This is a genomic window from Parasaccharibacter sp. TMW 2.1891, assembly GCF_023337675.1.
GTDB classification, from domain to species: Bacteria; Pseudomonadota; Alphaproteobacteria; order Acetobacterales; family Acetobacteraceae; genus Bombella; species Bombella apis.
In genome coordinates, this window is sequence record NZ_QORT01000001.1 from 541,931 (window position 1) to 557,589 (window position 15,659).

13 protein-coding genes are annotated in these 15,659 nt (G+C 59.4%); 7 read left to right on the forward strand and 6 right to left on the reverse strand.

All coding sequences use genetic code 11. The annotated features are described in order from the left end of the window. Positions 1-25 precede the first annotated feature (25 nt). The 3 genes from DTJ15_RS02315 to cysS all read right to left on the reverse strand — a co-directional run bounded on the left by DTJ15_RS02315 (position 26) and on the right by cysS (position 3,261). Positions 26-1,009, reverse strand: coding sequence for an ion channel (locus DTJ15_RS02315; protein WP_103765385.1), 984 nt, complete (start codon positions 1,007-1,009; stop codon positions 26-28). Positions 1,010-1,081: 72 nt separating this feature from the next. After that, positions 1,082-1,864, reverse strand: coding sequence for an RNA methyltransferase (locus DTJ15_RS02320; RefSeq protein WP_043560726.1), 783 nt, complete (start codon positions 1,862-1,864; stop codon positions 1,082-1,084). 8 nt (positions 1,865-1,872) lie between these two features. Beyond that, a complete protein-coding gene (gene cysS, locus DTJ15_RS02325; protein ID WP_086431119.1) occupies positions 1,873-3,261 on the reverse strand; it encodes a cysteine--tRNA ligase in 1,389 nt (462 codons plus the stop codon). A gap of 92 nt (positions 3,262-3,353) precedes the next feature. On the opposite strand from cysS, the gene DTJ15_RS02330 reads away from it, so the two are divergent. The 5 genes from DTJ15_RS02330 to DTJ15_RS02350 all read left to right on the forward strand — a co-directional run bounded on the left by DTJ15_RS02330 (position 3,354) and on the right by DTJ15_RS02350 (position 9,940). Continuing rightward, positions 3,354-4,751: an MATE family efflux transporter gene (locus tag DTJ15_RS02330; RefSeq protein ID WP_232086312.1), complete on the forward strand. Its 1,398-nt coding sequence runs from the start codon at positions 3,354-3,356 to the stop codon at positions 4,749-4,751. Positions 4,752-5,023: 272 nt separating this feature from the next. Further along, a complete protein-coding gene (locus tag DTJ15_RS02335) occupies positions 5,024-5,320 on the forward strand; it encodes a YtcA family lipoprotein (protein ID WP_081562994.1) in 297 nt (98 codons plus the stop codon). A gap of 15 nt (positions 5,321-5,335) precedes the next feature. Beyond that, positions 5,336-6,388, forward strand: a complete 1,053-nt coding sequence (mdtN, locus tag DTJ15_RS02340; RefSeq protein WP_081562995.1) for a multidrug transporter subunit MdtN — start codon at positions 5,336-5,338, stop codon at positions 6,386-6,388. Beyond that, a complete protein-coding gene (locus DTJ15_RS02345; RefSeq protein ID WP_081562996.1) occupies positions 6,366-8,243 on the forward strand; it encodes an FUSC family protein in 1,878 nt (625 codons plus the stop codon). The genes mdtN and DTJ15_RS02345 overlap by 23 nt, the downstream gene beginning before the upstream one ends. Next, entirely contained in the window at positions 8,243-9,940 is a 1,698-nt protein-coding gene (locus tag DTJ15_RS02350; protein WP_249109316.1) for a TolC family protein, read from the forward strand. The genes DTJ15_RS02345 and DTJ15_RS02350 overlap by 1 nt, the downstream gene beginning before the upstream one ends. Before the next feature lie 16 nt (positions 9,941-9,956). Here DTJ15_RS02350 and DTJ15_RS02355 read toward each other — a convergent pair whose 3' ends face one another. Continuing rightward, positions 9,957-11,159 (reverse strand): MFS transporter, encoded by a 1,203-nt coding sequence (locus DTJ15_RS02355; RefSeq protein WP_043560722.1) that lies wholly within the window; start codon positions 11,157-11,159, stop codon positions 9,957-9,959. A 330-nt stretch (positions 11,160-11,489) separates the two neighbouring features. Here DTJ15_RS02355 and rpsD point away from each other — a divergent pair, with 330 nt between their 5' ends. Beyond that, positions 11,490-12,107 carry a 30S ribosomal protein S4 gene (gene rpsD / locus DTJ15_RS02360; protein ID WP_043560719.1) on the forward strand — a complete coding sequence of 206 codons (618 nt, stop codon included), beginning with the start codon at positions 11,490-11,492 and terminating at the stop codon, positions 12,105-12,107. Between the two features lie 90 nt (positions 12,108-12,197). Further along, complete coding sequence (locus tag DTJ15_RS02365) at positions 12,198-13,739, forward strand: peptide chain release factor 3 (protein WP_043560717.1); 1,542 nt, start codon at positions 12,198-12,200, stop codon at positions 13,737-13,739. Positions 13,740-13,803: 64 nt separating this feature from the next. Here the strand turns inward: DTJ15_RS02365 and DTJ15_RS02370 are convergent, their stop codons facing one another. Further along, entirely contained in the window at positions 13,804-14,745 is a 942-nt protein-coding gene (locus tag DTJ15_RS02370) for an endonuclease/exonuclease/phosphatase family protein (protein ID WP_166651623.1), read from the reverse strand. Beyond that, a complete protein-coding gene (locus tag DTJ15_RS02375) occupies positions 14,738-15,430 on the reverse strand; it encodes a carbonic anhydrase (RefSeq protein ID WP_043560716.1) in 693 nt (230 codons plus the stop codon). Before DTJ15_RS02375 ends, DTJ15_RS02370 begins: the two co-directional genes overlap by 8 nt. Positions 15,431-15,659: the final 229 nt, after the last annotated feature.

The following is a 15,659-nucleotide window of genomic DNA, read 5'->3' on the forward strand; positions in this document are numbered from 1 at the left end:
TGATGAGACCGGGGCGGGCTGCCTGTCAGTCTGTCCCGGCAGAGGTCTCATCTGTCACGGTGATGGGCTCCTCATCCCTGGCGGGCAGCGGGTCTGGAGATGTCGTGTGGAAGAGGCTGAAATCCACTTCCATCAGGCCCTGTCCGGAGGCTCTCAGCAGGCTGACGAAGCGTGCCCCGTAGAGCATGTCCTGTGCCATGTAGGTATGGTGGGCGAAGACATCCTGCGCTGAAACGGGATCGGTGGCATTGAAGATGAGGAAAATGCGGGCCTGTTGTTCCTCAAGGGTGGCTTTGTCCAGCCCGTGGAGTGGACTGCTTTCCGTGATGTGGTGGGTGAAGGAGAGGCTGACCGGAAAAACCGGGAAATGGTTGTAAACCAGTGGCAGTATTTCCAGCTGGAGCGAGGTATGGCCATTTTCGTCGCATCGCGTACGGGCCAGAATGGCCTCCACGCTGGTATTCATCAACGGTGTATTGCGCAGGTTCCCCAGCCGGAAATTGAGTTTGAGATTCTCCCCCTCCTGGAAGATCGTGACGATGCTGCTGAACAGGACCCTGGCCTGCGGGCGTGAAAAACGGGCGAAGACAAGCCCGGTGATGATGGCGGTCGAGATGACCCCCACCAGCATCTCGAACGTGGCGAGTGCATTGGCCGCTGGGCTTTGGGGATAGATATATCCATATCCGACTGTGGAGAGGGTCTGGGCGCTGAAGAAGAAGTCTCCCCAGAAATTTCCACTGTGCACGTTGCTCAGCCCATGCGGCACGAGATAGAAACCGACGCTGAACAGCAGGTTGAGCAGCAGATAGGCGGCTGTCATCGTGGCAAAGAAGGGCAGCCACCCCATGGTCAGACAGTTGTGATACATGTCTCCCAGCAGGCGGCCCTTTGTTTTCCTGCGCGTGACGATGTTCAGGATGTTGTCCTGCGAGAGAAGGCTCAGACCCGGTGTCTGTGGTGCCGTCTTATGCTGGTGGAGCAGGGTTTCTGGCAGTTTCAGATGCATGGGGAGCCTATGGCAGGATGGAGGGATGGGGATGCTGCCTGCCCGGAATCTGGCCGGGCAGACCGGGACGGGTCATTTCATATGGCGGATTTTCCGGGCCCGTGAGAGTTCGCTGACGACACCATGCAGTGTCCGCAGTTCCTGTTCCGTTACCTCTCCACGGGCGAAAAGATGGCGCAGGTTGCGGATCATGCCCGGCCTTTTCTGCTCGTGGTGGAGGAAACCGCACTCATCGAGATCCCGCAGCAGGTGGGTCATGAAATTTTCCACCTCGCCCTTGGTTGCCACATGCGTCTCGTTGGTCATGAGATACTGCTCCGGCACCGTATCTTCGGTCAGGTACCATTCATAGGCCATGACCAGCACCGCCTGGGCCAGATTCAGCGACATGAAGCGGGGATTGAGCGGATAGCGGATGAGTGTGTCCGCCCGGGCCATGTCCTCATTGTCCAGCCCTGCCCGTTCGGGACCGAAGAGGATGCCGCTTTTCAGCTTCCGGCTGCTGGTGGCCCGCAGTTCTGCTGCTGCTCCACGGGCTGTCATGACCGGTTTGATGATGTGGCGGGGGCGTGGACAGGTGGCAAAAACACGGTGGAGGTCGGCGATGGCGTCATCCACCGTCTCGAAGACCGTGGCCTCTTCAAGGATGCGGTCGGCACCGGAGGAGGCATACCAGGCCCGGGGCTGCGGCCAGCCGTCACGGGGGGCCACGAGGCGGAGATGGAACAGCCCGCCATTGGCCATGGCCCGGGCGGTGGTCCCGATATTTTCAGCCAGCTGCGGGCGGACAAGGATGACGACGGGGTCAAAGGGAGCGGGCGGAGCCAGATCAGCTCCACCATTACGGCCTGTCATGGGATGACTTATCCTTTCCGCCATGTTGTGCCGGCAGGTCCATCTTCCAGAAGGATGCCCTGTTCTGCCAGGTCGTTGCGTATCTGGTCGGCCAGTGCAAAGTCACGGGCCTTGCGGGCGGCCAGACGTTTTTCAATCAGGGCTTCAATGGTGGCGGGGTCAAGGTCTGTCCCTCCCTGGAACCAGTCTGCCGGTTTCATGGTGAACAGCCCAAGCAGCTGCCCGCCGGCCCAGAGGTGGTTCGCAGCACTCTGCTGGCCTTCCAGCGCAGCATCGGCGTAACGGTGGAGAGCGCTGAGGGCCAGCGGCGTGTTGAGGTCGTCACACAGGGCTTCCAGAATGTCGGCCGGAATGCTGTCCGTGCTGGCTGGTGGCGTTTTCTCCAGCGCCCGGTAGAATCGGTCCATGATGCGGCGGGCTTCGTCCAGCTTCTCCCATGTGAAGTCCAGCGTGGAGCGGTAATGGGAGCCAAGAAAGAGCAGCCGCAGGGCCTCGGCTGGAGCACGCTCCAGCACTTCATGGATGGTATGGAAGTTGCCCAGGGATTTGGACATCTTCTCACCATTGGAGAGCAGCATCCCGGTATGGACCCAGTGCCGGGCGAAATGGCCATGCGGATAGCAGCAGAGGGATTGTGCCCGTTCATTCTCGTGGTGGGGAAAAAGCAGGTCGTTTCCACCGCCGTGAATGTCGAAACTCTCCCCAAGATAGCGTTCTGCCATGGCAGAGCATTCAATGTGCCAGCCGGGGCGGCCACGGCCATATGGGCTGTCCCAGCCCGGCTCATCGTTGCTGGAAGGTTTCCAGAGGACGAAATCGCCAGGGTTGCGCTTGTAGTCGGCCACGTCCACCCGGGCACCGGCCAGCATGTCCTCCAGCGAGCGGCCCGACAGGGCCCCGTAACTGGGGAATGATGTGACGTCGAAGAGAACATGCCCCTCCGTCTCATAGGCATGGCCCTGCGTGATGAGGCGGCCGATCATCTCCAGCATGTCGGGAATGTGCTGGGTGGCTCTGGGTTCCACAGTGGGAGGCAGGATGTTCAGGGCAGCAAGATCGTCGTGGAAGTCTTTCGTGGTCCGTTCTGTCAGATGGGAGATGTCTTCATCATTCTCCCGTGCCCGCTGGATGATCTTGTCGTCAATGTCGGTAATGTTGCGAACGTAGGTAACCTGTGGGTAGAGCGCCTTGAGCAGCCGGACAAGCACGTCTGCACTCAGCATGGAGCGCAGATTGCCGAGATGGACCCGGTCATACACGGTTGGCCCGCAGAAATAGAGGCGGACATTGCTGGCATCATCGGGGGTGAAGGGAACAGTGGTGCGCTGATGGCTGTTGTGAAGCCTCAGGCCGGGCCGGGGGGAGATGGGGGCTGTATTGCTCTTCTGCGTGCTCATGTCTGTTCAATGCGACAGAGATGCGTTTGGTGCAACAGGGGAATTTATTTTTAGAATTTGCACTTTGCTTTATATGCGATAGAGACGGTCTCATGTCTGCATCACGTATGAAACAGGGCCCCCAGATTGTGGGGATGCCGACCCATATCCGCACTCTTGTGCAGGTTGGCCTGCCTCTTGCGCTGTCCCAGCTTTCGGAGATGGCCATGGCGGTGACGGATACCGTTCTGCTGGGCAGCCTGGGGGTGGATGCAGTCGCCATCGGGGGAATTTCCAACAATTTCTTTTTCACGACGATGATCTCCTTTCAGGCCGTGCTTGGTGGAGTCGGCGTGTTGCTGTCCCATGCCCGTGGTGGTGTGGAGCATGGCCATGGGGGCGGGCATGACAGGCGCAGCATCATCAGTGCGGGGGTCGTGCTGGGCATGGTGGCGTTTATTCCCTGTCTGCTCCTTCTTCTCTGTTCCAGCGGTATTTTCAGCCTGATGGGGGAGCCGGAGATGGTGACCAGGCAGGGAGGGCAGTTCATCAATGTGCTGCTCTATGCCCTGTGGCCCAATCTGGTTCTGCTTGGCCTGTGTCGTGTGGCTCTGCCATCCCTGGGAGCGGAATCCCTGCTGTTGTGGACGATGCCAGCCATGGCCCTGTGCAATGGGGTGCTCAATGCGGCCCTGATTCACGGCTGGTTCGGCCTGCCAGCCTATGGGCTGTTCGGGTCCGCTCATGCCACGATGCTGACGGGCTGGGCCATGAGCCTCGTCCTGCTGCTTCTCTGCCTCGGGCGGCCACAGCTCCGGCACCTGCTGAAGCCTGCGAGGGTCCACTGGCCGCTCTTCAGGGAACTGCTGGTGCTGGGTCTGCCCATGATGGTCACGGCAGCCTCCGAGCTGCTGCTGTTCCAGATCACGACTCTCAATGCAGGGCGATTGGGGACACGCAGCCTTGCGGCGCATCAGGTTGCACTGAACACGATTTCTTTGCTTTTCATGGTGTGTCTGGCCATCGGGCAGGCGGCGAACGTACGGGTGGCTTACTGGCGGGGGGCCCGGAAGAGGGCAGAAGCCTGTCGGGCTTCCAGCGGTGCCCTGTTGCTGGTGCTGGCCTGGACCATTCTGACGGGCCTTGTCCTCATGCTGCTGCCGGGTTGGATCGCCCGCCTCTATTATACTGGTGGACCACCGGATGCCGGTACGTTCGCCACTACCGTCCTGCTGCTGAAGATTGCCGGAATTTTCCAGATCGTCGACGGGGTGCAGGCTGTCTGCAACGGGGCGTTGCGGGGCTGTGGGGATACCTTTGTTCCGATGGTGATCAGTATCGTGAGTTATGGTGTCGTGGGGATCGGTCTGGGGTACTGGCTGGCTTTCCACCAGGGCTATGGTGTGGAGGGGCTATGGATCGGCCTTGCGGCCGGGCTGGGTGTGACGGCCTTTGCCCTTGGGGCACGGCTTTACCTTCTGCTGTACAGGACGGGGGATGCACGGCCTTAAAAAGGTCACTTGCGGGAAGACCCTGCGGGAGGATAGGTAATCTGAAACATTTTTCAGGTTGTTAAATGTTACTTTATAGGGATTGAGATGCTGGTTGTCTCAATTCGTTTGAAAAAAGGGGTCATGCTCCCGTATCGTCGGGCGCTTCGATGTGTAAAAAAGATGAGTGGTCTGGTTGGTCAGATGCTTTGCGAGGGCAGGTGTTTCCGTATGTACGGGGGCAGGCCCTTCAGGGCTGTGTGTTGTCCCCGTAGCTGGAAACAGGAGCGTGCATGAAGCTGCCCGGAGTATTTTCTTTCAGGGCTCATGGAGCCCCAAGGTGGGGGCTGGCCCTGCTCATGGTGCCCTTGCAGGGTTGTGCCGGGATCGGGGCGCCGAGTTTTCCTCTGGCCGGTGCGTATTTTCCGGCCTGGCTCATCTGCCTGTTCATCGGTGCGGTGTCCGCCGCCCTGCTGCGGCTGGTCTTTCTGATCCTGCATATTGATGGCCTGTTGCGGTATCATCTGGTCACCTACCTTTCCATGGGCACGATGATAGGGCTTGTCGGCTGGCTTCTTCTCTACGGGTAATTCAGGGGCGGTTTCATGAAAAAAGAACGGATTAAAGGCCGCTTCCCGGTGGGGAGCGTGATTGCAGCAGCCACGCTGTTATGTGCTCTCTTCGGTGTCCTGTATGTGGATCACCGGTCAGGCCAGCATCCCAACAGTGATAGTGCTGTCATCTATACGGAAAGCGTACATGTGGCCGCTCTGGTGGGTGGGCGCCTCCAGACTCTTTCTGTCCGGGAGAATCAGGTCGTCCACAAGGGGGATCTGCTGTACCAGATTGATCCCGAGCCCTATGAGATTGCCCTGCACAAGGCTGAGGCCAGTGAAACACAGGCACAGGCCGACCTGAACGACGCCCGCCGTGCTCTGGCCGTCCGCATGGCCAATGCGGCAACCAACGAGCGCAAGCGGCACCAGGCCGAGGATGAGAAGGACCTTGCCTGGCGTACGGTGACCCGTCTCAAGCCATTGGCCGAGCAGCATTATGTGTCATGGCAGGTCTATGACCAGGCCGTGACAAAGTTCAACTCTGCCGTGGATGCCCTGGCAGAAGCCCAGCACGAACAGCAGGCCAGCCAGGTGGCTGTCGGTGATGTCAAACACGCCGAGGCCATGCTGCAGGAAGCATCCGTGGCGGTGGAACATGCCCGCTATGAGCTGCGTCAGACCCGTGTGACGGCCAACATAGATGGCTATGTGACGAGTCTGAATGTTCGGGAAGGCGAGGTGCTGGCTGCCAACGAGAACCTGTTTACGCTGGTTTCCAAGGATGAGTGGTATGCCATTGCCCCAATCCGGGAAATCAACCTGAAGCCGGTCCGTCCGGGTGACTGCGCCACCGTGTATTCCATGATTGATCGCAGCCATGCCATCCACGGGGTTGTCGAGAGCATTGGCCGGGGTGTGACGACCGATTACATGAGGGAAAGCGAACGTGGTGTGCCGTCTGTCGAGCGGCAGATGGACTGGGTGCATATTGCCCAGCGCTTCCCTGTGCGCATCAGGATCGAACATGCTCCTGAACATCTGATGAGACTGGGGGCAACAGCCAACGTGGAAATTCTCCATGGTGCTGCCTGTCATGGTTAAACCCTATCTGGACGCCTTCATGCGTCTCTGGCGGTTGGCCGTAAGGCCAACCCGTGGGCGCACGGCGCTGGCCTTGCGGACCGCCATCGTATGCATGGCGCTCGTCCTCATAGGTGAGATATGGCAGCTGCCCATGTTGACCCTGCTCACGCTCACCCTGGGGGCGTTGTGGCAGGGGAACAGGGTGGCGAACATGAAGATCTCCGTCATGTACATCATCTTCTTTTCCGGTGTGACGGGGGCTCTCTATGTGGGGGTTGCCACGACAATCAACAATTTTCTGGCAACGCTCATTTTCAACCTTGTTCTCAGCTTCGTCTTTTTCTTCCTCAGCACGACAACCATCCTTGGCATGATCAGTGTCATTGGCGGGTTGATCCTTTCCTACATGCTGGTGGCGCTGGACAATGTGCAGAGCGGTGACAGTATCGCCCGTCTTGTTCTGTCGGCATGGCGTGTGTTTCTCATCATCGCCGGCATGATGGCCTTTGTGGGGAGCTGTCTTTCTCCGTCTCCAGAGCATGTCCTCACGGACCAGATCATCGAGCGGCTGCGCCTGTCGGCGAAATGTCTGGGACGGCGGGGCGAGGGGCGCGGCATCCCTCAGGCCTGGCAGGATGCTGTCATGGATACCGTGGGTGAGGGGGTCAGCGGCATGTTCGGCATGCTCGGTGCTGCCACTGCGGAACAGCGCTGGAGCCCGGAAGACCTGTCCTACCTGCGCCGGGCAGCTCTGAACAGTTTTGGCATCCTGCAATTTGTTGAACGCTGCCTGAAGCCCAACGCCCCCATTTCCATGGAGGATTGTGCGTATCTGGCCAAGCGGCTGGAAGAAGCGGCGGAGTGTTTTGAAACAGGTGGCCGCCCGGCCGAAACGGGCACGGATCAGGTCTGCTCAGGTGATATCGCCCAGGAGATGGAGCGCCTGCTGAACAGTCTGGACCAGCCCCTGACAGCCGAGGACGTGCAGCTGCCTTCCAGCCAGTCCGGAAATGCCGCACCGAAAAAGAAATCGGGCTTTTTCCTTCCTGGTGCCTTTACGGACCCGGAGCATGTCCGTTTTGCCGTCAAGGGGACCGTCTCTGTCTGCCTCTCCATCATCACATACAAGATGCTGAACTGGCCGGGGGTGCATACGTGCATCATCACCTGCTTCATCGTGTCCCTGCCGACGATGGGGGCCGTGCTGGACAAACAGCGGCTGCGTATTGTCGGGGCTCTGATAGGCTGTTTCATGGCCATGGGCACCATCGTATGGCTCATGCCACACATGACGGACATAGCCGAGATCATGCTGGTCATGGGTGTGGTCATTTTCATCGGGGCATGGGTCAAGGCCGGCGACCAGCGTATTTCCTACCTTGGGTTGCAGATCATCGTGACCTTCACGCTGGCTGATCTTGCCAAATATGCGCCAACGACGGATCTGACGGTGCCCCGTGACCGTATCATCGGTATCTTGATCGGTCTGGCCATCACATATGTCGTGCATACCATGTTCTGGCCACACAGTGCGATGGGTGGGGCCCTGCAAAAGCTCAAGGCGCTTGATGGCCTGCTGGCGCAGGATATCACGGACTGGAATCACGACCAGCGCATGCTTCAGGCGGCACGGATACAGGAAACGGCCAGTGGGGCCATGAGCCAGCTGCGGCAGGTCATGATAGAACCGGCCGCCATGCGTCCGACAAAACATCGCATGAGGCAGTACATGCTGTTCCTGCGGCGTGCGGCCATGAGTGCCGGGTGTCTGTTCGGGGATATTGCTGCCAGCCAGCAGAAACAGTCTCTTCGTCTGGGGCAGATACTGAAGGGGGGAGAGACCGCTTCCCTTAAGGAAGGAGGAGGTCTCTGATGGATGGTTTTGAGTGGAAACAGGTCATGGAGCGTAAAAAAATGCAGCAGCCGGGGAAGGTATGGCGCAGGGCCGTGCTGGTCTGTAGTGCTCTTCTCTGCAGCAGTGCGTTGAGTGGTTGCCAGACAACGGCCATGCGGAATATGCCGCCTGCCCCCAACCAGCCATGGAATGCACCGGTTGATGTGAATGGTCATATCATGGAGGGGCATGAAAAAGGGGCACCGGGCCAGAAGGGGGGACGTGTCCTGAAAATGCCTGCGGGGTACCGCCTCGCATCGGACCGTGTCCTGCCGCAGCCTGCTGCACTGGGCACCGTGCAGGTGGATCATTCCTACGATCTGGCCGATCTGATCGACATGGCCCAGTCCATCAACCCCTCTACACGTCAGGCCTGGGATGCAGCACGGGTCAGTGCGGCAGAGACGGGCATTGCCCGCTCGGCCTATCTGCCGCATCTGACAGCCGTAGCCATGGGGGGGTATGGCCTGCTGGAGCCACACAACCGCTTCCGGGTGGCAGGCCAGCATGCGAGTCTGAATACCCGCCTTCAGGGCACACTGGAACGTCAGCAGGTCGGGCTGGAATGGTTGCTGTTCGACTTCGGCAAACGTCGTGCCGTGATGGAGGAAGCGACCCAGAAGAGCATTGGGCAGAACATCCTCTTTACTGGTGAACACCAGAAGGTCATCCACAAGGTGGCTCTGGCTTATTACCGTTATGCGGCTGCTCTGAACAATGTGGCGCTTGTGCGCCAGTCTCTTGAGAATGCCCATGCGATTGCCCGGGCCGCAGATGCCAACCTGAGAAACGGGGAAGGGACGGTCATTGATACGTCACAGGCCGAGCAGGCCGTGGCGGAAGCCGAGCTGGTGCTGGCCAGAACGGAAGGGGATGTGGAGACATACCGGCTGGAGCTGCTGGCTGCCGTGGGCGTGAATCCATCCCAGCCACTGCATGTGCAGACGGACAGCGGGAGGAACATCCGCGTTGAGGATATCCGCCTGAGTGATGAGATGGTGCATGAGGCTGTGGCCCGTCGGCCGGATGTCCTGGCAGCCTATACGAGCCTGCGTGCCGCCCAGAGTGCGGTGGAAGGCGCCCGTGCCAGCTACAGGCCGCAGATTTTCATGAGTGGCAATGTCGGGTACAACTTTGATGACCTGCATTTTCGCAATCTGCCGCTTGTCAATGTGAACTCGATCAACGATCGTGTGCATACATTCGGGGGTCTCATCACGGCAGGTATTTCCGTGCCGATCTATGATGGCGGGCTGCGTCGCAATCGTCTGCGGCAGGCGCATGAGCGGGAAGACAGTGCCCGTGCTGCGCTGCAGGACACGCAGAACAATGCTGTCCGGACGATCGTGAGTGCAGAGGCCATGCTGCATACGGGCATCACGGCCTATCAGGCGGCACTGAGCCTCCAGAAGGCCAGCCAGACCGGCTTTGATGCCGCCCTTACAGCCTACCGTTCGGGTGATGGTACGATGACCCGGATGCTGGAGCTCCAGAATACGCTGCTCAATGCCCGTCTGTCCGTTTCGGACAGCTATTACGGCATGTTGAGTGCAGCCGCATCATTGGCTTATGCGGCTGGTACGCTGGGCAGCAGCAGTGTTCTGTCCAATATTGAAGGTTCATTGGAAGAAGCAGCTCCGGCTGTGCCGGTCTCCAGCGGTCAGGCCCCCGGCTGAGGGGCCTGCCGTTTTTTCATGGCTTGTGAAGGCGGGCGACCTGGAGCGTGACGAGGTAGATCAGCAGCCCGCTGGCTGAGAGGATGGCCCCGCCCCAGCCAACGGCGCTGATGCCCAGGCCGTGCTCTACCAGCATGGCACCCAGGGATGCCCCCAGAGCGTTGGCGATGTTGAAGGCCGAGTGATTCAGCGAGGCTGCCAGCGTCTGGGCATCTCCGGCAACATCCATGAGACGGGCCTGCATGGCGGGACTGAGGATGATCGTGGCAGCAGGCAGGAAGAAGCAGACAACCAGCATGGCAGTGCTGGAGGGAAGCAGCAGCCAGAAGGCCAGCATGAAGACAACGCTGGCAATCAGGCTGAAAATGGTCGTGCGGTTCAGGTTCCTGTCAATCATGGCCCCGCCGAAGGCATTGCCGGCGACCATTCCGCATCCCCAGATGACCTGATAGAGCGTGACCATCCAGGGGCTGAGATGCGTTACCTGTCCCAGCCCGGAGGTCAGGAAGGTATAGACGGCGAACATGCCGCCGAAACCGATGGCCCCGGTCAGCAGGGTCAGCAGGACGTGGGGGTTCCTGAAGGCGGACAGCTCGGAACGGGCATTGATGTTGTTCTGCGGGCGGTCAGCGGGGATGAAAAAGGCTACCCCGGCCACGCAGATCAGCCCCAGAACGGACAGGGCTCCATAAATCACTTCCCACGGAACATATTGGGAGAGGAACGTGCTGAGTGGTGCGCCTATGACGGTGGAGATCATGATGCCGGACAGGACCATGCTGATGGCCCGTCCCCGCCGGGCCCGTTCGACCATGGAGGCACCCGTCAGGGCAGCGATACCGAAATAGGCCCCATGGGGCAGCCCTGTGATGAAGCGCATGACCTCGATGGGCAGGAGTGAGGTAAAGAGGATGGTGCCGATATTGCCGATGCAGAACAGGGAGAGCAGAAGCAGCAGGACTGTCCGGCGGGGCAGGCGGGCTCCGGCGATGGCCATGATGGGGGCACCCACTACCACGCCAAGAGCATAGGCGGAGATGACGGCGCTGGCCTGCCCGATGGAAATGTCAAGGGCATGGGAGAAGGCAGGCAGGATGCCCATCATTCCGAATTCTCCCGTGCCAATGGTAAAGGTCCCGAGCATGAGGGCTGCAATGGCCGGGGCGACGCCATGAGGCGGGGTCAGGCGTGGGCCTGTAACCGTTTCGGTCTGCTCCATAAAGGGAGTGCTCCAGTCTGATTGGGGATGACGAGGATATACGGGATATGGCCTGTTTTTTCCAATCTCTTCTTGCCGTTCAGGCATGGCGTACGACCTTCCCACATGGTCGGATTTCTTGACACTCTGTGCTGCCTCGTGTAACGGCAGTGCCATTGCCGGGAATGTTGGATGGTCTGGCCGGGATGATGCGTGCTGTGGCGCACTGTTCCATGAGGTTCGCAGGCTGTTCCGTTCTCCAAGTACCCCGTGATGGGGGAGGGGAACCTACCGGTGCAACAAAGGGCTGTCGCACAGAGCCGCCGGTCTGAGAGAATACGGGTTTAACCGATGTCAAAACGTCTTGAGAGCAAGTACAAGATCAACCGCCGCCTCGGCGTCAACCTGTGGGGCCGTGCCAAGTCCCCGGTCAACCGTCGTGAATATGGCCCGGGTCAGCATGGTCAGCGCCGCCGTCAGAAGCCGTCTGACTACTCCGTGCAGCTGATGGCCAAGCAGAAGCTGAAGGGCTATTACGGCAACATCAGCGAGAAGCAGTTCCGCCGCTATTATGACGAGGCCGTGCGCCGCAAGGGTGATACCTCTGAGAACCTGATCGGCCTGCTGGAGCGTCGTCTGGATGCCGTCATCTACCGTCTGAAATTCGCCATGACGCCGTTCGCTGCCCGTCAGTTCGTCAGCCACGGTCATGTGCTGGTCAACGGCAAGCGCGTCAATATCCCCTCCTATCTGGTGAAGGAAGGCGATGTGATCGAGGTGCGTGAGAAGTCCAAGCAGCTCGCCATCGTTCTGGATTCCGTCCAGAGTGCCGAGCGTGATGTGCCGGAATACATCGAGGTGGATCATCGCCAGATGAAGGGTACCTTCATCCGTGTTCCGCAGCTTTCCGATGTGCCTTACCCGGTGCAGATGGAACCGAATCTGGTGGTCGAGTTCTACTCCCGCTAAGATACGGCTACTGGCTGTATATGGAGGCGCCGGGCGGTTTTACCGTCCGGCGTTTGCCGTTTCTTACGCTCTCTTCCCAGGAAGGCTGATATGTCCGACCCTACCATCGCTGCGGAGATTCCCCGGCGGCGCACTTTTGCCATCATTTCCCATCCTGATGCCGGTAAGACCACGCTGACAGAGCGCATCCTGCGGGCAGGTGGGGCCATCCAGATGGCCGGGAATGTCCGGGCCAAGGGAGAGCGGCGGCGGACACGGTCGGACTGGATGAGCATCGAGAAGGACCGTGGCATTTCGGTCGTCACCTCGGTGATGACCTTCAATTATGGTGGATGTGTCTTCAACCTGCTGGACACGCCGGGCCATGAGGACTTCTCCGAGGATACCTACCGCACGCTGACAGCGGTGGACTGCGCCGTGATGGTGATTGATGCCGCCAAGGGCATCGAGGCCCGGACCCGCAAGCTCTTCGAGATCTGCCGTCTGCGGGATATTCCCATCGTCACCTTCATCAACAAGATGGACCGTGAGGCGCAGGACTGTTTTGCCCTGCTGGATGAAATCTCCAGTGCGCTGGCTCTGGACGTCTCCCCGGCGACATGGCCGGTCGGGCGTGCGGCGAAATTCGCCGGTATTTATGACCTTCGTACGAAGTCCTTGCACCTGAAGGAAGAGCTGCCCGAGGATGATGAGCGGCTGGCCCAGATGCGGGAAGAAGTAGAACTGGCCGAGGTGGCCCTTCCTCCTTTCGAGAAGGAATTTTTCGATGAAGGACATCTGACGCCCGTTTTTTTCGGTTCAGCCATGAAAGAGATTGGGGTGACGGACCTTCTGGATGCTCTGGCTGCCTATGGGCCGCCGCCCCGTGCCCAGCCCTCTGAGACACGGGATGTGCAGGCGACGGAAGAGAATGTCACGGCCCTGATTTTCAAGATTCAGGCCAATATGGACCCCAATCACCGGGATCGCATGGCTTTTGCCCGTGTCTGTTCAGGGAAGCTGACCCGTGGGATGCGTCTGAAGCATGTGCGTATCGGCAAGCAGTTCGCCCTTCATACGCCACAGTTTTTCTTTGCGCAGGACCGGCAGCTGGTGGAGGAAGCCTTTGCCGGGGACGTGGTGGGGATTCCCAACCATGGGACACTTCGCATTGGTGATACGTTGACGGATGGTGAAGACCTGCGCTTCACGGGGGTTCCGCATTTTGCCCCGGAAATCCTGCGTCGTGTGCGGCTGGATGATGCCATGAAGGCGAAGAAGCTGCGTCAGGCCCTCGTGGAGCTGGCGGAAGAGGGGGTCGTCCAGTTGTTCCGCCCGCAGGATGGAGCCCCGCCAATCGTGGGCGTGGTGGGGACCCTCCAGCTGGACGTGCTGCAGTCCCGCCTTCAGGCGGAATATAACGTGCCGGTCGGTTTTGAGAGCACGCCTTTCACGCTTGCCCGTTGGGTCACGGGCGATAAAGCTGCCCTGGAGCAGTTTGTGGCCCTAAACCGGAGTGCGATGGCTGATGATCTGGATGGTGATCCAGTCTTCCTTGCCGGTTCTGGCTTCATGATGAACCGGGCTATCGAGATGAATGAGGCTCTCAGTTTCCATGACATCAAGCAGATCGGGATGTCTGGAACGGCCTGAAGTTCTTCCTGCCCGAAACATGAGGAAAGGCCCGGGCGGGAGACCGTCCCGGGCTTTTCTGTTTTCAGGGCAGCCTGATCTGCACGGAGACAGGACAGTGGTCTGAAAGGGTCAGCCCTTGTGCCACATTGCGCAGGAGCATGACACGGAGACTTCCCGGAATGAACCAGTCCCGGGCCTGATTGCCGAGCAGGATGTGATCGATGAACAGGTCACCACTGCGGCGGCAGGGGCTGGTAAAGCCCGCCGTGGTGAGGGTCAGGCTGGCGTCGTTCTGGAGATTTTGCATGAGAGGGTCAGCCGGTGTCAGGCGGCGGTTGAAATCTCCCAGAATGGCAAAGGGCGTCCCGTCATCCACCCTGTCCAGTATCCAGTCCTCGATGACATGGAATTGTTGATAGAGTAGGGAACAGGCACGTTTTCTGGCAGCAAGAGGCTGTGCCCAGCATCCGGTCTTCAGATGGACGATGAGCAGTCTCAGGCTGGAGGCTCCTTTGCGGAGGGTGACATCCATGCCGCCCCGGAGGGGGTGATGATGCCCCGGCTGCGGGATATTGAGAGCCGTGATCTCGGGATTGACGGTGACGCTCAGGCCGGCCGTCCGCCGGATCGCCAGTCCGACCTTCTGGGGAATAGGGTCTGGCGTGATGTAGAGGTCATACTCGTCCTGAGGGAAAACAAGCTGGGCCGCCGCAAGACTGTCCACTTCTTCAAAAGCGAGGATGTCACTGTGGAGACGGTGTGCCTGATGACGCAGGGCTGCGAAGTCTGCAGCCGTGCGTGTGGGGGCATCAGGGGGCAGGGTATGGTCACTGGCAGGGCGGAGGGTGAGCCAGTCCATGTTCCAGCTGGTCAGCTTCAGGCTTTCCGAAGCCTGTGCTGGGGACAGCAGCAGGATGAGGCTGCACAGCAGAGAGAGTGCAAGGGACAGGGCGTGGCATGAAAAACCGCCTGCCCCGGGGGACAGACGGCTCTTCGGTGCCAGAAAGGGCACGCTGTCAGGCATGGTTGGCTGTGCCGGTTTCCTTGAGAAGGGCGATGGCCTCTTCAACGGAATATTCCGTCTTGTTATTCTCGTGGAGAATGTACATGCGTCCATTCTGGATGTCGTAGTACCAGCCTTGTACGTTCAGCTCGTTACGGGACAGAGCCTTGGCAACGATCGGGTGTGTCTTCAGATGGGTGAGCTGAAGGCGGACATTGGCCTCAGCCAGATCGCGGACATCTTTGGGGCCAACATCTTCAGCCCGCAGATCGCCGATGGTGGCAGCAGCGGCCTCGGCATTGTGCAGCCAGCGGCGGACGGTTGGCATGTCGGCCAGCTTTTCCGGGTTTGTGGTCAGATTGATGAGGGCGGACATGGCCCCGCAGTTGGAGTGGCCACAGATGATGATGTTTTTTACCCCCAGAGCTCCGACGGCGTATTCGATGGCGGAAGCCACGGCCCCGACCATGTTGCCATAGGCCGGAACGATGTTGCCGACATTGCGGATGAGGAACAGCTCACCCGGTTCTGTCTGGGTGATCAGGCTCGGGCTGATGCGGCTGTCGGCGCAGGTGATGAATAGCGTTGGTGGGTTCTGATCGTAAGCCAGACTCTGGAAGAGATCCTTTTTTTCCGGATACACCTCTTCTTCAAAGGTGCGGACGCCATCAAGGAGTTCCAGAAGAGTGTTACGGTGGAAGACCATAGCGTTATGTTTCCTGATCAAAGACGCATCATGCGGGGCAAAGCCCTGGCGAGCCCACTATGGGCGAGGCAGGTCACGGTGCCCATAGGCCATATATTAAAAATCTTTTTAAGAAGCGTCCAGACGAAAGCCCCTCCTGATTCATGAAATGTCTTTCATGACCTGGGCGGGCAAGGCCAGAGCAGGATCATCTGCAAGAAAAAAGCGTCAGGCCCTCCATAACAGGCCT

Coding starts and splice junctions, on each gene's coding strand:
- DTJ15_RS02335 (WP_081562994.1), top strand. CDS start 5,024: ATGAAGCTGCCCGGAGTATTTTCTTTCAGGGCTCATGGAGCCCCAAGG.
- rpsD (WP_043560719.1), top strand. CDS start 11,490: ATGTCAAAACGTCTTGAGAGCAAGTACAAGATCAACCGCCGCCTCGGC.
- DTJ15_RS02320 (WP_043560726.1), bottom strand. CDS start 1,864: ATGACAGGCCGTAATGGTGGAGCTGATCTGGCTCCGCCCGCTCCCTTT.
- mdtN (WP_081562995.1), top strand. CDS start 5,336: ATGAAAAAAGAACGGATTAAAGGCCGCTTCCCGGTGGGGAGCGTGATT.
- DTJ15_RS02350 (WP_249109316.1), top strand. CDS start 8,243: ATGGATGGTTTTGAGTGGAAACAGGTCATGGAGCGTAAAAAAATGCAG.
- DTJ15_RS02370 (WP_166651623.1), bottom strand. CDS start 14,745: ATGCCTGACAGCGTGCCCTTTCTGGCACCGAAGAGCCGTCTGTCCCCC.
- DTJ15_RS02345 (WP_081562996.1), top strand. CDS start 6,366: ATGGTGCTGCCTGTCATGGTTAAACCCTATCTGGACGCCTTCATGCGT.
- DTJ15_RS02375 (WP_043560716.1), bottom strand. CDS start 15,430: ATGGTCTTCCACCGTAACACTCTTCTGGAACTCCTTGATGGCGTCCGC.
- DTJ15_RS02355 (WP_043560722.1), bottom strand. CDS start 11,159: ATGGAGCAGACCGAAACGGTTACAGGCCCACGCCTGACCCCGCCTCAT.
- DTJ15_RS02330 (WP_232086312.1), top strand. CDS start 3,354: ATGTCTGCATCACGTATGAAACAGGGCCCCCAGATTGTGGGGATGCCG.
- cysS (WP_086431119.1), bottom strand. CDS start 3,261: ATGAGCACGCAGAAGAGCAATACAGCCCCCATCTCCCCCCGGCCCGGC.
- DTJ15_RS02365 (WP_043560717.1), top strand. CDS start 12,198: ATGTCCGACCCTACCATCGCTGCGGAGATTCCCCGGCGGCGCACTTTT.
- DTJ15_RS02315 (WP_103765385.1), bottom strand. CDS start 1,009: ATGCATCTGAAACTGCCAGAAACCCTGCTCCACCAGCATAAGACGGCA.